The organism is Rhizobium zaerense (assembly GCF_051810725.1).
In the GTDB taxonomy this organism is placed as follows: Bacteria; Pseudomonadota; Alphaproteobacteria; order Rhizobiales; family Rhizobiaceae; genus Rhizobium; species Rhizobium leguminosarum_I.
The window spans coordinates 200633-215775 of sequence record NZ_JBPWQY020000005.1 but is presented as its reverse complement, the minus strand read 5'-3'; the positions used below and the strand labels follow the sequence as shown (position 1 = coordinate 215775).

At 60.6% G+C, this 15143-nt stretch carries 13 protein-coding genes; 2 read left to right on the top strand and 11 right to left on the bottom strand.

Annotated elements, in window-relative coordinates; translation table 11 throughout:
• Window positions 1–8 precede the first annotated feature (8 nt).
• On the top strand, window positions 9–845 hold the full coding sequence (locus tag ACS4RR_RS31885; RefSeq protein WP_456190597.1) for a cell wall hydrolase: 837 nt from the start codon (window positions 9–11) through the stop codon (window positions 843–845).
• 138 nt (window positions 846–983) lie between these two features.
• Here ACS4RR_RS31885 and pepT read toward each other — a convergent pair whose 3' ends face one another.
• From pepT to ACS4RR_RS31845, 8 genes are all read right to left on the bottom strand, one after another.
• Window positions 984–2216 (bottom strand): peptidase T, encoded by a 1233-nt coding sequence (gene pepT, locus ACS4RR_RS31880; RefSeq protein WP_260111827.1) that lies wholly within the window; start codon window positions 2214–2216, stop codon window positions 984–986.
• Window positions 2217–2363: 147 nt separating this feature from the next.
• Window positions 2364–3422, bottom strand: a complete 1059-nt coding sequence (locus ACS4RR_RS31875) for an ABC transporter ATP-binding protein (protein ID WP_260111826.1) — start codon at window positions 3420–3422, stop codon at window positions 2364–2366.
• A gap of 4 nt (window positions 3423–3426) precedes the next feature.
• Complete coding sequence (locus tag ACS4RR_RS31870) at window positions 3427–4257, bottom strand: carbohydrate ABC transporter permease (RefSeq protein WP_162115282.1); 831 nt, start codon at window positions 4255–4257, stop codon at window positions 3427–3429.
• A gap of 4 nt (window positions 4258–4261) precedes the next feature.
• Window positions 4262–5197, bottom strand: a complete 936-nt coding sequence (locus ACS4RR_RS31865; RefSeq protein ID WP_024319982.1) for a carbohydrate ABC transporter permease — start codon at window positions 5195–5197, stop codon at window positions 4262–4264.
• A 208-nt stretch (window positions 5198–5405) separates the two neighbouring features.
• A complete protein-coding gene (locus ACS4RR_RS31860) occupies window positions 5406–6665 on the bottom strand; it encodes an ABC transporter substrate-binding protein (protein WP_222295270.1) in 1260 nt (419 codons plus the stop codon).
• Between the two features lie 35 nt (window positions 6666–6700).
• Complete coding sequence (locus tag ACS4RR_RS31855; protein ID WP_260111998.1) at window positions 6701–7873, bottom strand: PLP-dependent transferase; 1173 nt, start codon at window positions 7871–7873, stop codon at window positions 6701–6703.
• The gene (locus tag ACS4RR_RS31850; protein ID WP_456190704.1) at window positions 7870–8592 is read right to left on the bottom strand and encodes a FadR/GntR family transcriptional regulator; all 723 of its coding nucleotides are present in this window, start codon (window positions 8590–8592) and stop codon (window positions 7870–7872) included. The genes ACS4RR_RS31855 and ACS4RR_RS31850 overlap by 4 nt, the downstream gene beginning before the upstream one ends.
• A 387-nt stretch (window positions 8593–8979) precedes the next feature.
• Window positions 8980–10803 carry a HAMP domain-containing methyl-accepting chemotaxis protein gene (locus ACS4RR_RS31845; RefSeq protein WP_260111996.1) on the bottom strand — a complete coding sequence of 608 codons (1824 nt, stop codon included), beginning with the start codon at window positions 10801–10803 and terminating at the stop codon, window positions 8980–8982.
• Window positions 10804–11057: 254 nt separating this feature from the next.
• On the opposite strand from ACS4RR_RS31845, the gene ACS4RR_RS31840 reads away from it, so the two are divergent.
• Window positions 11058–11201, top strand: a complete 144-nt coding sequence (locus tag ACS4RR_RS31840; RefSeq protein WP_222314014.1) for a hypothetical protein — start codon at window positions 11058–11060, stop codon at window positions 11199–11201.
• Window positions 11202–11656: 455 nt separating this feature from the next.
• Here the strand turns inward: ACS4RR_RS31840 and ACS4RR_RS31835 are convergent, their stop codons facing one another.
• From ACS4RR_RS31835 to ACS4RR_RS31825, 3 genes are all read right to left on the bottom strand, one after another.
• A complete protein-coding gene (locus ACS4RR_RS31835; protein ID WP_260111995.1) occupies window positions 11657–12547 on the bottom strand; it encodes a LysR substrate-binding domain-containing protein in 891 nt (296 codons plus the stop codon).
• A 210-nt stretch (window positions 12548–12757) separates the two neighbouring features.
• On the bottom strand, window positions 12758–13573 hold the full coding sequence (locus tag ACS4RR_RS31830; RefSeq protein ID WP_260111994.1) for an endonuclease/exonuclease/phosphatase family protein: 816 nt from the start codon (window positions 13571–13573) through the stop codon (window positions 12758–12760).
• A gap of 93 nt (window positions 13574–13666) precedes the next feature.
• Window positions 13667–15130, bottom strand: coding sequence for a phospholipase D-like domain-containing protein (locus ACS4RR_RS31825; protein ID WP_260112010.1), 1464 nt, complete (start codon window positions 15128–15130; stop codon window positions 13667–13669).
• Window positions 15131–15143 lie beyond the last annotated feature (13 nt).

The following is a 15143-nucleotide window of genomic DNA, read 5'->3' as shown; positions in this document are numbered from 1 at the left end:
ACCTGGCGTTGAGGGCGGAGATTTCCTTTGGAAAATCCCTGATCGGGATTTTGTTTGTAGGACTGGCAGCGGCAAGCTGCACGACGACATCGAAACCGGCGGCAACGGCGGCGAACACCAAGACGAAGCAGGGCCAAGCGGCGAAAGTCACGTTCAATTATACGGCCAAAGACCGCGAGTGCCTGCAACGCGCGATGTATTTCAGATCGCAGCATTCGGACGAGGACGGCTACATGGCTGTCGGGACCGTCGTCATGAACAGGCTCACCTCTGGCGCCTATTCCACATCGATCTGCGGCGTCGTGGCCCAGAAAAGGCAGTTCGCGCCCGGCGTGATGACGCGCGAAGTCAAACCGCAGGCGGAAACTGAGCTTGCGAGCGCGGCCGATGCGATTCTTATCAAGGGCGCACGCCATCCTGCGGTGAAGGATGCGATGTTCTTCCACACCGATGGCCTGAAATTCCCTTACGACAACATGCACTATGTGACGGTTGCCGGCGGTAACGCCTTCTACGAGAAGCGCGATTCCAACGGCATGCTTGAAACGCCGCCGCCGCTGCCCTCCTACGAGGTGGCGATGAACTATGTGCCCGGCGAAAGCATGCTGCCGCCGCAATTCGAGGCATTGATACCCTCGGCAGTTCCCGTTCCTCTGCCGGCTCCGGACCCCATGGCGACGGCGAGCACGGGGCAGATGCGGATAACGGCGCCGGTGACTTCGCCGGAAACATCACCGGTAACATCGGTCGAGCCGGAGCCGGGAATGCCCATCGCGATCCCTATTCCCCGGCCCGCCTATGACAGCGTGATGCTGCGTGAAAGCCTTCCGACGAACGGTGGTTAAACCGTCCTTCCGGTATGAGTTAGATGGAAGCGCGCCTAAAGCGCGTCGCAATCTTTCAGATCCGCTGACCGCACTTCAGGTCTTTGATTTCCGCATGTCGCGATCTCAAAACCGCTGCACACTTTTGCGCGACATGCTTTAGGCGCGCTCTTCCCAGACCCTCGCCAATTCCACGATCGTTTTGACGGCCTTTTCCATGTCCTGACGGCTCACCCATTCTAGCGGCGAGTGGAAAGCATGGCCGCCGGCGAAGATGTTCGGGCACGGCAGTCCCATGAAGGAAAGGCGAGAGCCATCCGTGCCGCCGCGGATGCTGCCGCGCACCGGCGTCATGCCGGCCCGGCGCACCGCCTCGATGGCGTTCTCGACGATCTCCGGGTGACGATCGAGCACCACCTTCATGTTGCGATATTGCTCCTTCACCTCAAAACGATAGGTCGAGCCGGGATAGCCAGCCAACACCTCCTCAACGATGGCTTCGAGCATCGTTTCCTTTTCCGTCAGCCCCTTGTCGGTGAAGTCACGGATGATGAGGCTCAGCGACGCCTTCTCCATCGAGCCGGTCACGCCTGTCGGATGGATGAAGCCCTGCTTTCCTTCGGTGGTCTCGGGGGCAAGATGCCTCGGCAGCCGGTCGATGATGGCGCCTGCGATCTTGATGGCGTTTTCCATGCGGTCCTTGGCAAAGCCGGGATGGATTGCAACACCTGATATACTAATCTCGACGCCATCGGCCGAGAAGGTCTCATCCTCGATATGGCCGGCCGTCTCGCCGTCCATCGTATAGGCGAAGTCGGCACCGAGTTTCTTCAGGTCGACTTTGTTGACGCCGCGCCCGACTTCCTCGTCGGGCGTGAATAGGATCTTGATCGTCCCGTGCCTGATATCGGGACTGCCGACGAGCATCTCAGCCGCGGTCGTGATTTCGGCCAGTCCGGCCTTGTCGTCGGCACCGAGCAATGTCGTGCCGTCGGTCGTGACGATATCGTTGCCGATCTGGTTCTTCAGTTCGGGATGATCGCTGGCGCGGATCACCCGGCTCGTATCATTGGCAAGCTTGATATCACCGCCGGCATAGTTCCTGACGATCTGCGGCTTGACATCGGTGCCGCTGAAATCGGGTGCGGTATCCATATGCGAGCAGAAACAGATGACCGGCACCGTCTTGTCGCTGTTGGCCGGAATGGTCGCGTAGACATAGCCGTGTTCATCGAGATGCGCGTCGGCGAGACCGATCTTCAGCAGTTCATCGACCAGAACCCGTCCGAGATCCTTCTGCTTTCCCGTGGTCGGCTGCATCGACGAGGCAGGATCGGATTGCGTGTCGATAACGACATAACGGAGAAAGCGGTCGAGAACAGTGTCGGTCATAGCATCCAGTCCAGCAAGATCACACGGACGATATAGCCCTCATGGGCGATGCGGCAAAAGATTTTTCCGCTCGCAGCGCGTGAGGGTTCCACCATCCAATACGTCTCTCAGCCACCACCGCGGCAGCAAGCAACCCACCTCAACCCCTCAGTCGACGCGTTTTCCCTCGGCGTCGAACACATGCAGATACTGGGCCGGGAAGGCCACATTGATTTTCGGACCTGCCTTCAGCGCTTCGCGGTTCAGCGTGAAGATCTTGAACGGCAGACCATGCAGGGCAAGGTGCAGGATGATGCCGAAGCCTGTGGGCTCGACGAGTTCCACATCGGTGGCGAGCCCTGCCCCGCCGTCGCTCACCAGCACATGCTCCGGCCGGATGCCGAGCGTCACCTTTGCGCCGTCGACAAGCGGCAGCGGCTTTGCAAGCGGCACGATCGTGCCGTCCTTCAACTTCACGCCGCCGGCATCATAGGTGGCCTCGAGGAAATTCATCCCCGGCGAGCCGATGAAGCCGGCGACAAAGAGATTGGCGGGGCGGTCGTAGAGTTCCAGGGGACTGCCGACCTGCTGGACCACCCCGCCATGCATGGCGACGATCCGGTCCGCCAGCGTCATTGCCTCGATCTGGTCGTGGGTCACGTAGATTGAGGTCGCCTTCAGGTCGCCATGCAGTTTCTTGATTTCGGCGCGCATCTGTTCGCGCAGGCGCGCATCGAGGTTCGACAGCGGTTCGTCGAACAGAAAGGCCTTCGGCTGGCGCACGATGGCGCGGCCCATGGCGACGCGCTGGCGCTGGCCGCCGGAAAGCGCCTTCGGCCTTCGTTCGAGCAAAGGGTCGAGGCCGAGCTTGGCAGCGGCTGCGGCCACCGCGCCTGCAATCTTCTCCTTCGCCACCTTCCGGAGCCTGAGGCTGTAGCTCATATTGCCGGCGACGTTCATATGCGGGTAAAGCGCGTAGGACTGGAACACCATGGCGATGTCGCGATCCTTGGGATGCAGCTCGTTGACCCTATTGCCGGCGATGCTGATCTCGCCTGATGTGACCTCCTCCAGCCCGGCGATCATCCGCAGCAGCGTGGACTTGCCACAGCCGGACGGGCCGACGAGCACGACGAACTCGCCGTCCCGGATTTCGAGGTCGACGCCGTGCAGCACCCGCACATGGCCATAGGCTTTGTGAATATTCCGGATATCGATCGATGCCATTTGTTTAACCCTTGACCGCGCCGGCCGTCAGCCCCTGGACGAGATAGCGCTGGATAAGCAGGAAGAAGAGGCCGGCCGGAATGAGCGCCATGACGCCCGCCGCCATCATCTGCCCGAAATCCACCGAGAATTTCGAAACGAAGGTGAGAAGGCCGACCGGGAAGGTCGCCGCATCATTGCCGTTGATCAGCATCAGCGCGAAGAGCAGTTCGCTCCAGGCGGCGGTGAAGACGAAACCGAGGGTGGCGGCGATCCCCGGCAGCGTCAGCGGCAGGATGATCTGGCGAAACGCCGTGAACTGCGTCGCCCCGTCGATCTTCGCCGCCTCTTCGAGATCCCTCGGGATGCCGTCGAAGAAGGACTGCATCAGGAAGGTGGCGAAAGGCACGTTGAAGGCGGTGTAGACGACGACGAGCCCGGTCAGGCTGTTGGTCAGGTGCAGCGGCGACAGGATCTTGAAGATCGGCGCCACCAGCATGACCAGCGGGAACATCTGGGTCAGCAGCATCAGGGCGACGATCCAGTATTTTGCCCGGAAATTGAAGCGCGACAGCGCATATCCCGAGAGCGAGGCGCAGATGGTCACGGTGACCGCCGTCGAGGCCGAGACGATCAGGCTGTTCTTGAAGAAGGTCGGAAAGGCGCTGTGGCGCAGCACGAAGGCATAGTGATCCCATGTCATGCGCGATGGCCACATGCGCACGCCCTCGCTATAGAGCAGGTCATTCGGCGTCACCGAGACCTTGAGCAGCCAGAACAGCGGAAAAAGTGCGAAGGCGATGTAGCAGAGGATCGCCAGACGGTGTGCGATGGTGGGAATGACGGATCGTCTCATGATCTCAATCCTTGTTCAGCAGCGTCTGCCGGAGCAGGATGATCAGCATCGAATAGGCAAGCAGCAGCACGAGCAGCACCAGCGCGATCGCCGAGGCATAGCCGAAATCGAGCCGCCTGAAGGCCGTCGTGAAGATGTAGCTGGCGACGATCTGCGTCCGGTCGGCCGGCCCGCCACTGGTCATGACGACGATGAGATCGGCGAAATTGGAAATCCATACGGTGCGCAGCAGCACCGTGATGGCGATCGTCGGCGCCAGAAACGGCAGGGTGATCGAGCGGAAGCGCTGGAACCAGCCGGCGCCGTCGATCGATGCCGCCTCATAGAGATCGCGCGGGATCGCCTGCAGCGCCGCAAGCAGGGTGATGGCGAAGAACGGAATGCCCCACCAGACATTGGCGACGATCGGCCCCCACATCGCATAATTGGGATCGGAGAGGATGTTGCCCGGCTCATGCATCAGCCCGAGGGCGAAGAGCCAGTGCGGGATCGGCCCGATGACGGGATTGAACAGCCAGGCCCAGTTGAGGCCGGCGAGAAAGGACGGCACGGCCCAGGGCAGGAACACCAGCGCCTGGGCGATCGCCCTGCCCTTAAAGGGCTTGTCGAGCAGCAGCGCCAGGATCAGCCCGAAGACGAACTGCAGGACGACGGAAGCGCCGGTCCACCAGAGCGTATTCCGCAGCGCGCCATAGAAGGCGGCATCGCCGGCAAGCTCGCGGAAATGATCGAGCCCGATGAAGCCGCCGGAAAACGGATTGAGCAGCTGGATATCGCGGAACGCATAGGAAATGCCGACCGTCAGCGGCACCAGCATCACCGCAATGATCAGGATCAGCGACGGCGCGCTGTAGAGATAGGGCTCCGAAGCATCGGCAACCCGACGCAGCCATGGCCTGCGGTCGCGACGCATGTCGAGCGTATCGGCGGAAATGGTCATCGGTCTGCAATTTCCATTGTCTTACCCGGTTGGGAATTTGTGGTGCTTTTGAATGGAGAGACCGGAGCCCCCTCATCCGCCTGCCGGCACCTTCTCCCCGCTGGGGAGAAGGGAATATGCCGCAACGTTTCCGTTCCCTCCTCCCCTCGGGGAGAAGGTGGCCCGTAGGGTCGGATGAGGGGGCTTTTGGCTCAAAGCCCGCTATCCGCTATTTCTTGGCAAGGAACTTCTGCTGCGCCTTGGTGAGGTAGTCAGCCCACTGGTCGGCCAGATCCTTTGCCGAGATATCGCCGAGCAATGCCTGCTGCGAGGTCTTGATCGCCAGCGAATCCTTGAAGAAGGCGAATTCCTCGAGGTACGTCGGCATCACGGTTGGTACCGTGTTCGGGTCCGCCAGTTCCTCGAACCAGCCCTTGAACTGGTCACCGGCATAGAAGGGATCCTTCTCGGCCGCCGTATAGGCCGGGAGGGCGCCGATGCGCTTGTTCCACTCGATATTGCCTTCCGGCCCTTCGAGGGTGGCGATCAGCTTCCAGGAGAGATCCTTGTTGCCGCTGGTCGTGAACATCGACCAACCGCCATAGCCGATCGTCGGGAAGGACTTTCCGTCAGGACCCTTCGGCAACGGCATCACGCCGAAATCATCCTTATTCATGCGTTCGGCGATGGCGATCAGCGCATCCGGATCCTGGTCGAGGAAAGCGCAGGTGCCGGAGTAGAAGCCGGCGACGACTTCGTTGAAGCCCCAGTTGACGCTATCCTTCGGCGCATAGCCCTTCTTGTAGAGATCGACCATCCATTCGATGCCCTTGGCCCAGCCGGGGCTGTTCATCGTCGAGGTGCCGTCGTCGTTGAAGTACTTGTTCGAGCCGGCCATCGAGGCGGCAAAGATCATCCAGCCGTTGAGGCCGCCTGGTCCGCCGCGCATGCAGTAGCCGTATTTGCCGGACAGTTTGGAAACTTTCTCCGAAGCGGCGGTGAATTCCTCCATCGTCTTCGGCGGCGCGGCGACGCCGGCTTCGGCAAGCAGTTTCTTGTTGTAGAACATCGCCCTCAGATAGAAGCCGTAGGGCAGCATATAGGCTGTGTTCTTGATGTCGCGGCCGAGTTCGAGCGCGCGCGGCGTCAGCTCCTTGGTATGTTCCCACTTTTCGAGGTAGGGCTCCAGGCTCTCGAGCATACCGTTATTGGCATAGAGCGACAGCCAGGTATCGGGCATTTCCATCACATCGGGCACGTCGCCGGCCGACACCATGGTCGCGAACTTCTGGAAGGCTTCGTTCCAGGGCAGCGAGATGATGTCGACCTTGGTGCCGGGATTGGCGGCTTCGAATTTGCCGACGATCGATTTCAGCGTTTCGGTGCGCTCCGGGCTGGTGATGACTTCGACAAGCTTGAGCGTCGTATCGGCAAAGGCCGTACCCGCCATCATCGAAGCAAAGAGCGTCGAGACTATTAGTTTTTTCATGGCTCAGTTCCCCCTTATTAGGTTTCTCTCGGGTTTCAGGATTGTGAGGCGGCGGCGAGCGCCTCCTCGATGTCTCTCCACAGAGCCTCGGTTCCTTCGAGGCCGACATGGAGACGTACGGATCGCGCATGGATGCCGAAGGCATGTGCGGAATTCGGCTGTGCCTTCTGCTGAAGCACCACCTCGCCCGGTACGATCAGGCTTTCATGTCCACCCCAGCTTACGCCCAGTTTGAAGAGCTTGAGGTGATCGGCGAAGGTGCGGATATCGACGTCTTCGCGGAAGATGAAGGAAAACAGGCCCGAGGTGCCGATGAGGCCGGCGGGCAGGCGGTTGGCGAGCCCCGGATGGCAGACCGTCTCCACCACGTCGAGCTTCTGCAGGCGCCTGGCGATTTCAAGCGCCGATGTCTCGTGGGCTTTCATGCGCAGCGGCAGCGTGCGCAGGCCGCGGATCAGCAGCCAGGCGTCGAACGGCGAAAGCTTGCCGCCGAGATAGGGATAGGCCTCCGCCTTGATGCGTGCGATCATCGCCTTCGAGCCGGCGATGACGCCCGCCACCACATCGCTGTGGCCGCCGAGATATTTCGAGGCCGAATGGATGACGAGATCGACGCCGAGCGTCAGCGGCCGCTGGAAGAACGGGCTTGCCCAGCTGTTGTCGATCATCGAGACAACACCGTGCCGCTTGGCGAGGGCTGCGAGCGCACCGACGTCATGGGCCTCCATCACCCAGCTCGTCGGGCTTTCCAGGTACAGAAGCTTGGCGCCGGGCAGCGCCCTGGCGACCGCTTCCTCGTCGCGCCCGTCGACATAGGTCACCTCGATCTTCATCCGTTTCAGGATGGTGCCGAACAGGCGGAAGGCGTCGGGATAGACATGATTGACGGCGACGATGCGATCGCCCGGCTCGACAAAGCTCAGCACCGAGGACGAGATTGCCGCCATGCCGCTGGCAAAACCCAGCGCATCCTCGGCACCTTCGAGCTTGGCGAGCATTTCCTCGAAGGCGCGTACCGTCGGGTTCAGGCCGCGCGTATAGATCGGCCGCACCTTCTCGCCGCGATAGGAGGCGATCATGTCCTCGTAATCGGAAAAGGTGAAAAGCGAGGTCTGGAAAATCGGCGGCACGACGGCGTCAGCGACGTTGCTCTCGTCGTGCGCGGTGATGAGGGAAGCAAGATCGAACGGTTCTGCGCCGTTGCTCATTTGGACATTTCCTTGATGTCTTCCTCGACGATATCGAGAATTTTCAGTGTTTCGGCGCGCGCCGCCTCGGGATCCCCGGCAGCGATCGCGTTGAAAAGGGTGCGGTGAAAGGGAAAGGATCGGCGGGCGAAATCCTGCCGGTCGAACGGATGTTCCCAGAAGCGCTCGAAGGTCTCGCGCATCTGCTCGAGAAGCTGGCGAAACAGCGGATTGTGGGTGGCGTCGTAGACGGCGAGATGGAAGGCGAGGTCCTCCGGTCCGGAAGTGCCTTTCTCCAAGTGCACCCGCTCCATCGCATTGAGCTTTTCCTCGATGACGCCGAGATCCGTGTTCGTGCGCCGCCGCGCCGCGACCATGCCTGCCTCGCATTCGATGCCGCGGCGAACCTCCAGCGTCTGCAGCAGCGCGTCGCGCAGATGCACCGCATCAAACGACAGCGGCATGTGGATCGTCGCCCTGGAAACCGGCTTCAGCAGATAAGTGCCGCTGCCCTTGCGCGTCTCGATGACGCCGAGCGCCTGGAAGTGGCGGATCGCTTCGCGAATGGTCGAGCGGCCGACGGCAAGGGCTGCCATCAACTCGCGCTCGGCCGGCAGCCGATCGCCCGCCTTCAACCTGGCTTCCTCGACATAATCCGCCAGCGCATCGGTCACCTGACGCGCGCGGTCCATGACCGGAAGCGGCCGGATGACCGGCCTGTCGCTACGATTTGCCTTCATGGTTCCCCATTTTCTTATCAGGCAGTCAGGCCTTGAAATTGGTCTGACATCTTAGCATTTCTCAAAGAGGGGAAGGCGTCAAGGGTGTTTGTTGGGAACGAACTCGCGTTGGTTCAGCCAACATGCATGGTGGCAAGCCCGTTCTCCGTTCTTATTGGGAGGTTGCGGGTGTCATAGTGCATTCGTGCCAATGTGCGGGTTGGGCGCCGGGCCAAAAAGCGGCTTAGCTGGACATCACGCGGAGAGCGCTACCATCCTGTCAATTGCCAATTTGTACGCCCGCTGACCGAGAATCGGCGTCCGATCCCGAGATTTGGCGGACGCAACGGTGCGTTCACGGCGACGTAATCATCGCGTGAACTTTTAGTCCGATCGATAACAGGTGAATTATGCAGTCTTGCGGAAAGCATAGGCTTGGTGTCCCGTTCCGTCACCCACTTTGAATTGTCCAATCAGCTCGCGTAGCGTAACGGTCTCGTTCGCCAGCGACGTGGAGGCGGCACTCGCCTCCTCGACCATCGCAGCATTCTGTTGGGTCGTCTGATCGAGGCTGTTAACTGCCGTGTTTATCTCAGCGAGACCTGTCGACTGCTCGCGCGACGATACTGCGATCGCTTCGACGTGTTGATTCATTGCTACCACGAGCTCACCGATCTGCTTCAAGGCACTGCCGGTTTTCGAGACCAGCTCGACACCTGTTGCCACCTCCCCACTCGATGTTTGAATGAGCGATTTGATTTCCTTTGCCGCCTTTGCCGAGCGCTGCGCCAGCTCGCGTACCTCCTGGGCAACGACCGCGAAGCCCTTGCCAGCTTCGCCCGCGCGTGCAGCTTCAACACCTGCGTTCAACGCGAGGAGATTCGTCTGAAAGGCGATTTCGTCAATGACACCGATAATGGTCGATATCTCGTTGGAAGATTGCTCGATGCGGCTCATTGCTTCGACTGCTTGTGTGACAATCTGGCCGGACGTCATTGCGCTGGCGTTGGCCTCAGCGGCAACCTTCCGGGCTTCCTCGGCGCGTTTGGAAGATGAGGCGACGTTTGCTGTGATTTCGTCCAGCGCGGCCGCCGTTTGTTCCAAAGCCGCCGCCTGCTGCTCGGTGCGTCTTGCGAGGTCGTTCGCACTGTTGGCGATCTCGTTCGATCCGCTGTCGATACCCACTGTCGAGCCGGCCACTTTGGTCAGCGTGCGACAGAGCTGGGCCACTGCACTGTTGAAGTCGCTCCTTAGCGCCTCAAAATCAGCATCGAATGGCTCGCTGATCTGGATTGTGAGATCGCCGTCAGCCAGCTTCTTCAAGTTTCCGGCCAATCCGTTCGTCGCCTGAGCCATCGCCGCCGCTCGCGCACGGTCAATCTCCTCACGTCTCTGGCGTTCACCTTCTGAAAGGGCGCGACTTACCTCAATTTCCTGATCGGCTTTGATCTTGGCCAATGCCGTCTGCCTGAAAACTTCGACCGCCCCAGCCATCGAGCCGATTTCGTCGGTTCGGCTGGCATAAGGAATGATTGCCGCCGTGTTGCCTGCAGCAAGCCCGGTCATCGAACCCGTAATCGCATTGATTGGACGGGCGATCTGCGCGGCAACGTAGACAATCGCGCCAGCGACAATCGCCAAGACTAAGGCAATAAGGCCCCAGGTGCTCCAGAGGATCGCACTATAGGTTAGCTCGCTGCTCTCGTATGAGGCATCCGAACCCTTCACGTTGATGTAAAGCAGCTCGCCAGCGTCCTTGTCGGCTTCTTGGATAATGGGCTCCATATCATTGTAGAAAATGACCTTCGCCGCATCGTTGTCGTTCTTACGAGATTTCTCGAGCATCGGCTCGGCTGCATTCGCGTAGTCGGTTGCGCCTTTTGCGATCTGTCCCAGTAATTCTTTCTCGTGAGGCGATGATATCAACGCGTTATAGGCTTCGATCGCTTTTGCCAGTTCTTCCCTCTGTGCGGTAACCTGCTTTTCAGCCGCCGCGATCGCTTCGTCACTGAGGGACATGATGTGATTGGCATATGCGAACTTCATCTTCTGAAGTTGGAGTTGAATGTTCCTGACGACGGAAACGCTTGGCAGCCAATTCCTGGCAATGGCAGTAGTGTCCTCATTTACCGCTCGCACGCTACTCAGCGAGAACATTGCGAAGCCGAGAAAAATGGACGCAAACGTCAGATTGATGACGATCAGGGAGGTTCGGACGGTAGGCCTGCGCATGTATTCACTCCTTGGAACGATGTCAGGCCAGGTCACAAACTTGGCTCTTGGTAAGTATTGTATGAATTTTAGGGATTTCTGTTTAATTAAACGTCAAACCCGCAGTTAGTGTGCTTGACTTTGGCACTCGCCAAAAGGCGGTATTAATGCGCGTGTCTAGCAATCTGCCGAAGGCCATTCGGCCAGCAAAGCTGGACCGATTATGCGCAGCCGATTGACCCGAGTTGAGTATTCCTCGAGCCAGTCACCGGAACATGGCCATCATCGCCTCTGGGCTACTGGCGGTGGCACCCGAAACCTTCAAGGACAAAGCACTCAGGCTTTCCCAAAGGGCCAACAAACTTCGGATCATCGGGCTCGGTGCGGAGATCGGGATGGCACGGCATGCCGACCTTTGATCTTCTGTCGCGTATGCTCGCCTGCGTCCATGACGCGTATAACGACAACGCCAACGAGGACGACGCGGACGCGATCAAGGATGGTGCGAGAGAAGCGTTCAAGAAGGCCAGAGGCCTTTTCGAAAAGAAGGTGACGTGCCCACCTTACCTTAGGCCATTTTGAACTGGAATTTTCCACTCCATGAAGCCCCGAGGTTTTGGAAGCGTAGATCGTGTTCGTTTTGAAGCACGCGGAGTGGCAAAGGGCTCGGCATCGCCTATGCCTCGGATCGCACGGTCCGGCCCTTTCTCGAAAGTGGCGGGCTCGTCACCCGGCTGGACTGGTGTTCCGCCATTCCGGGCCTGTGTCTCGAGTGTCCCGGTCACAGTCACGTGCCGCAGGGTTTGGGGGCCTTCATCACGGTGCCGACCGAGGTCGTGCGGCACAGACAATAGATCGCCCTCGCCCACCCAGTTCAGACTCCCCCAATCCGGGACCCGATCCAGCGCACGAAGAGCGAGGCAAATGGGCTGAGCCGTTCGAAACTGCGCGCAACGAGCCAGTAGCCGCCGTGAGGAATGGCAAGATCGAAGAGGCGAAGCAGCCGGCCTGCTTTGATCTCCTCCTCGGCGAAGATCTCGTCCATCAGCGCTACGCCCTGCCCGCGCAGGACAGCCTGCATCACCAGGCCACCATCGGCATAGATCGGCCCCCGCGCCGTCTCCGGCATGGCGATGCCAGCAGCTTCGAACCAGCGCGACCACACGTCCCGGTTTTCCTCATGCAGCAGCGTGTGGCGCAGAATGTCCTCCGGCCGTTTGATCGCCGGCCCCATCTTGAGAAAGGCAGGCGCTGCGACCGCTGTCATTCTGACATCGGCGAGATGCCTGCTCTCGGTTCTCGGCCAGGCGGTGGCGACCGCGCTATGGCGGATGGCGATGTCGGCCTGGCCACTGCGGAATTCGACGAGGTGAGGGTCGGAGTCGATCGTCACCTCGATCTCGGGATGCCGCTCGCGAAACTCCGGCAGGCGGGGAACGAGCCAGCATGCCGCGAAGGAAGGTTCCGCGCTGATCGTGATCGCGGCAGCCGTCGACCGGCCACGGATCTCCTCCAAGCATTCATCGATCCGGTCGAAGGATAACGTCAGGATCGCCAGCAGCCTGGCCCCGGAAGCGGTGAGATGGACCCTGCGATGGCGGCGCTCGAAGAGCGCTTCGCCCAGCGACGTCTCAAGCTCGCGGATCTGCCGGCTGACCGCTGCCTGCGAGATGAACAGCTCCTGCGCCGCCAGCGTGAAGCTTTCGAGGCGGCCGGCGACCTCGAAACTCCGCAAAGCCGTCAATGGCAGGCGTCCACGCTTCATCCATAACCTCAAGTCATTCGAGGGCGACGATAAGCTCGTTTGAAGGCGCCAGGCAAGAGGCGGCATATGATCGCGAAGGAGAGATTTCAATGCGCAGGCGGATATTCGAGATCATATTGAACGTCATCCGACTGGTGACGTTTCAGCCATGCCTGAGTGAAAGCGCCGGGCGAAGTGAGAATGGCGACAGCACCCACTGTCGCCATGACATCAGACCGGCACCGGCTCCAGATCGACAAGTGCCTTGATCGGCAGGTGGTCGGAGGCGATGCGCGCCAGTGGCGTATCATGCGCTTCCACCTCCGAAATAATCCCCTTGCGGTTGGCGATGATCCGGTCGAGGGCCAGAAGCGGCAGGCCGGCAGGGAAACTCGGTACGGCGGCCGGCAGCTCGCCGAAGGCGGATTGGAAGGTGTTGAGCGAAGACCGGTCGCCGAGCCGCCATTCGTTGAGGTCGCCGAGCAGGATGGTCGGCATCTCGTGCCTGTCGTTGATCAGTTCGACCAACGTGCGGGCCTGCTGGGCTCTGCTATGGCGCAGCAATCCGAAATGCGCGGCGATGATGCGCAGCACCCCGCCCTGCTCGAGTTCGATTTCGGCAACCAGCGCCCCGCGCGGCTCCAGCCCCGGCAGCTTGACCTGATGCACGTCATGCACCAGCCCCTTCTTGAAGAGCACGACATTACCGTGCCAGCCATGCGCCTTCGCCATGCCGGCAATCGGCACCGGGATCAGTCCCGTCTCCCGTTCCAGCCGGCCGAGATCGAGAATGCCCGTGCGTTCGCCAAAGCGCGTATCGGCCTCCTGCAGCGCGATCACGTCGGCGCCGATTTCATGGATCACCCGGCTGGTGCGCTCCGGATCGAAGCGGCGGTCGGTGCCGATGCACTTGTGTACGTTGTAGGAGGCGATCAGCGTTCCCGAACTGCGCGGCCTTGCCTCGGTATAGGCTGGGTCGAGCCGCTTTTTCCTGCTCCTGATCGAGGCGAGAATGCTGGCGGGAAGGCTGTCTTTTCTGGCGTGCATCGGCAGGCGCACTCGTCCCGTTGATCGAAAATGCTTGTCTCAGCAGTATAGGCAGGCAAGCCGAACTTACCACGTCCGATCACAAAAAATCCGTCAGAGATAGGGCGACCCCAGCCATAGCACCTTTTCGATCAGCCGCACCGCGAAGGGTCGCGCCTGCAGGCCCTTAAGCGTCACCGGCGCTGCCGTTTTCAAGGTTTCCTCGATGTGCTCGTCGATCTCGGCGGCGAAGCCCTCGTTCAGTACTTCGAGATCGACCTCGAAATTCAGCCGCAGCGAACGCGGGTCGAGATTGGAAGAGCCGACATAGGCCCAGGTGCCGTCGATCGTCAGCAGCTTCGAATGGCTGAAGTTGCCGGTGGAGCGCCAGATGCGGCAATAATTCTTGAGGATCTGGTCGAATTGCGCCGTCATCGCCCGGTCGACCAGGACGAGGTTGTTGACCGCAGGCACGACGATATCGACTTCGACGCCGCGCCGCGCCGCCGTCACCAGCGCGCTGATGAGTTCGCGGTCCGGCAGGAAATAGGGCGACATGATGCGGATCGATTGGCGCGCCACGGAAAAAGCGCCCATCAGCATCTTATGGTTGGTCTCGACGCTGCGGTCCGGGCCGGAGGCGACGACACGCATCAGTATGGGATCACCGGCGCTGCGCTCTGGCGGTTCGATGCGCCACGGCTCGTCGTTCAACAACTCCTGCGTCGAGAAGCGCCAGTCTTCGGCGGCGAGGTCGAAGAGGTCGGCCACGACAGGGCCCGTGACGCTAAAATGCGTGTCGTGGGCAAAGTTTTCGCCTGTCGCCTCCTCGCTGAAGCCCGCCCTGATGTTCATCCCGCCTGTCAGCGCAATTTTCCCGTCGACGATCAGGATCTTGCGGTGGGTGCGCAGATTGGCATAAGGCAGCCGCAAGCCCATGATGACGTTGCCGTTGAAGACGGCAACAGTGACGCCGCTCTCCCTGAGATGGCCGAGAATGCTCGGCACCGAATAACGCGCCCCGACCGCGTCGATCAGGACCCGGACCTCCACACCACGCCTGACCGCGGCAATCAGCGCATCGGCGATGCGAAGGCCAACCGCATCTCGGTCGAAAATATAGGTTTCGAGCAGGATGCTGCGCGTCGCCTCGTCGATGGCTGATTTCATCGCGGCATAGGCCTCGTCGCCGGTCTCCAGCACGTCGATCGTATTGCCTGTCGTCAACGGATTGCGAGTCACCCGGTCGCCCAGCGTCTGCAGCGCGGCAAAACGGCGGCCGAACTGGCTGATCACCGTCTCGGCCTCGGCATCGAATGTCTCCAGTTCGTCGAATTCGGCCGCAAGCAGCAGCGCGTCGCGGCGGACGCTCAACGATTTGCGGCGGATGCGGTTGATGCCGGCAATCGCGTAAAGCACCGCGCCGATGATCGGAGACAGAATGATGACGCCGACCCAGCCGATCGCGGCACGCACCTCCTCCTTGGTCATGGCGGCATGGATCGCCGCCGCGGCCCCCATGGCGATCGAAACGACAAAGAGGATATGCGGCCAGTAGGTTGATAGGAGATAGAACATCGCTGGCGAATAT

Coding starts and splice junctions, on each gene's coding strand:
- pepT (WP_260111827.1), bottom strand. CDS start 2,216: ATGACCGACACTGTTCTCGACCGCTTTCTCCGTTATGTCGTTATCGAC.
- ACS4RR_RS31875 (WP_260111826.1), bottom strand. CDS start 3,422: ATGGCATCGATCGATATCCGGAATATTCACAAAGCCTATGGCCATGTG.
- ACS4RR_RS31870 (WP_162115282.1), bottom strand. CDS start 4,257: ATGAGACGATCCGTCATTCCCACCATCGCACACCGTCTGGCGATCCTC.
- ACS4RR_RS31865 (WP_024319982.1), bottom strand. CDS start 5,197: ATGACCATTTCCGCCGATACGCTCGACATGCGTCGCGACCGCAGGCCA.
- ACS4RR_RS31860 (WP_222295270.1), bottom strand. CDS start 6,665: ATGAAAAAACTAATAGTCTCGACGCTCTTTGCTTCGATGATGGCGGGT.
- ACS4RR_RS31855 (WP_260111998.1), bottom strand. CDS start 7,873: ATGAGCAACGGCGCAGAACCGTTCGATCTTGCTTCCCTCATCACCGCG.
- ACS4RR_RS31850 (WP_456190704.1), bottom strand. CDS start 8,592: ATGAAGGCAAATCGTAGCGACAGGCCGGTCATCCGGCCGCTTCCGGTC.
- ACS4RR_RS31845 (WP_260111996.1), bottom strand. CDS start 10,803: ATGCGCAGGCCTACCGTCCGAACCTCCCTGATCGTCATCAATCTGACG.
- ACS4RR_RS31840 (WP_222314014.1), top strand. CDS start 11,058: ATGGCCATCATCGCCTCTGGGCTACTGGCGGTGGCACCCGAAACCTTC.
- ACS4RR_RS31835 (WP_260111995.1), bottom strand. CDS start 12,547: ATGAAGCGTGGACGCCTGCCATTGACGGCTTTGCGGAGTTTCGAGGTC.
- ACS4RR_RS31830 (WP_260111994.1), bottom strand. CDS start 13,573: ATGCACGCCAGAAAAGACAGCCTTCCCGCCAGCATTCTCGCCTCGATC.
- ACS4RR_RS31825 (WP_260112010.1), bottom strand. CDS start 15,130: ATGTTCTATCTCCTATCAACCTACTGGCCGCATATCCTCTTTGTCGTT.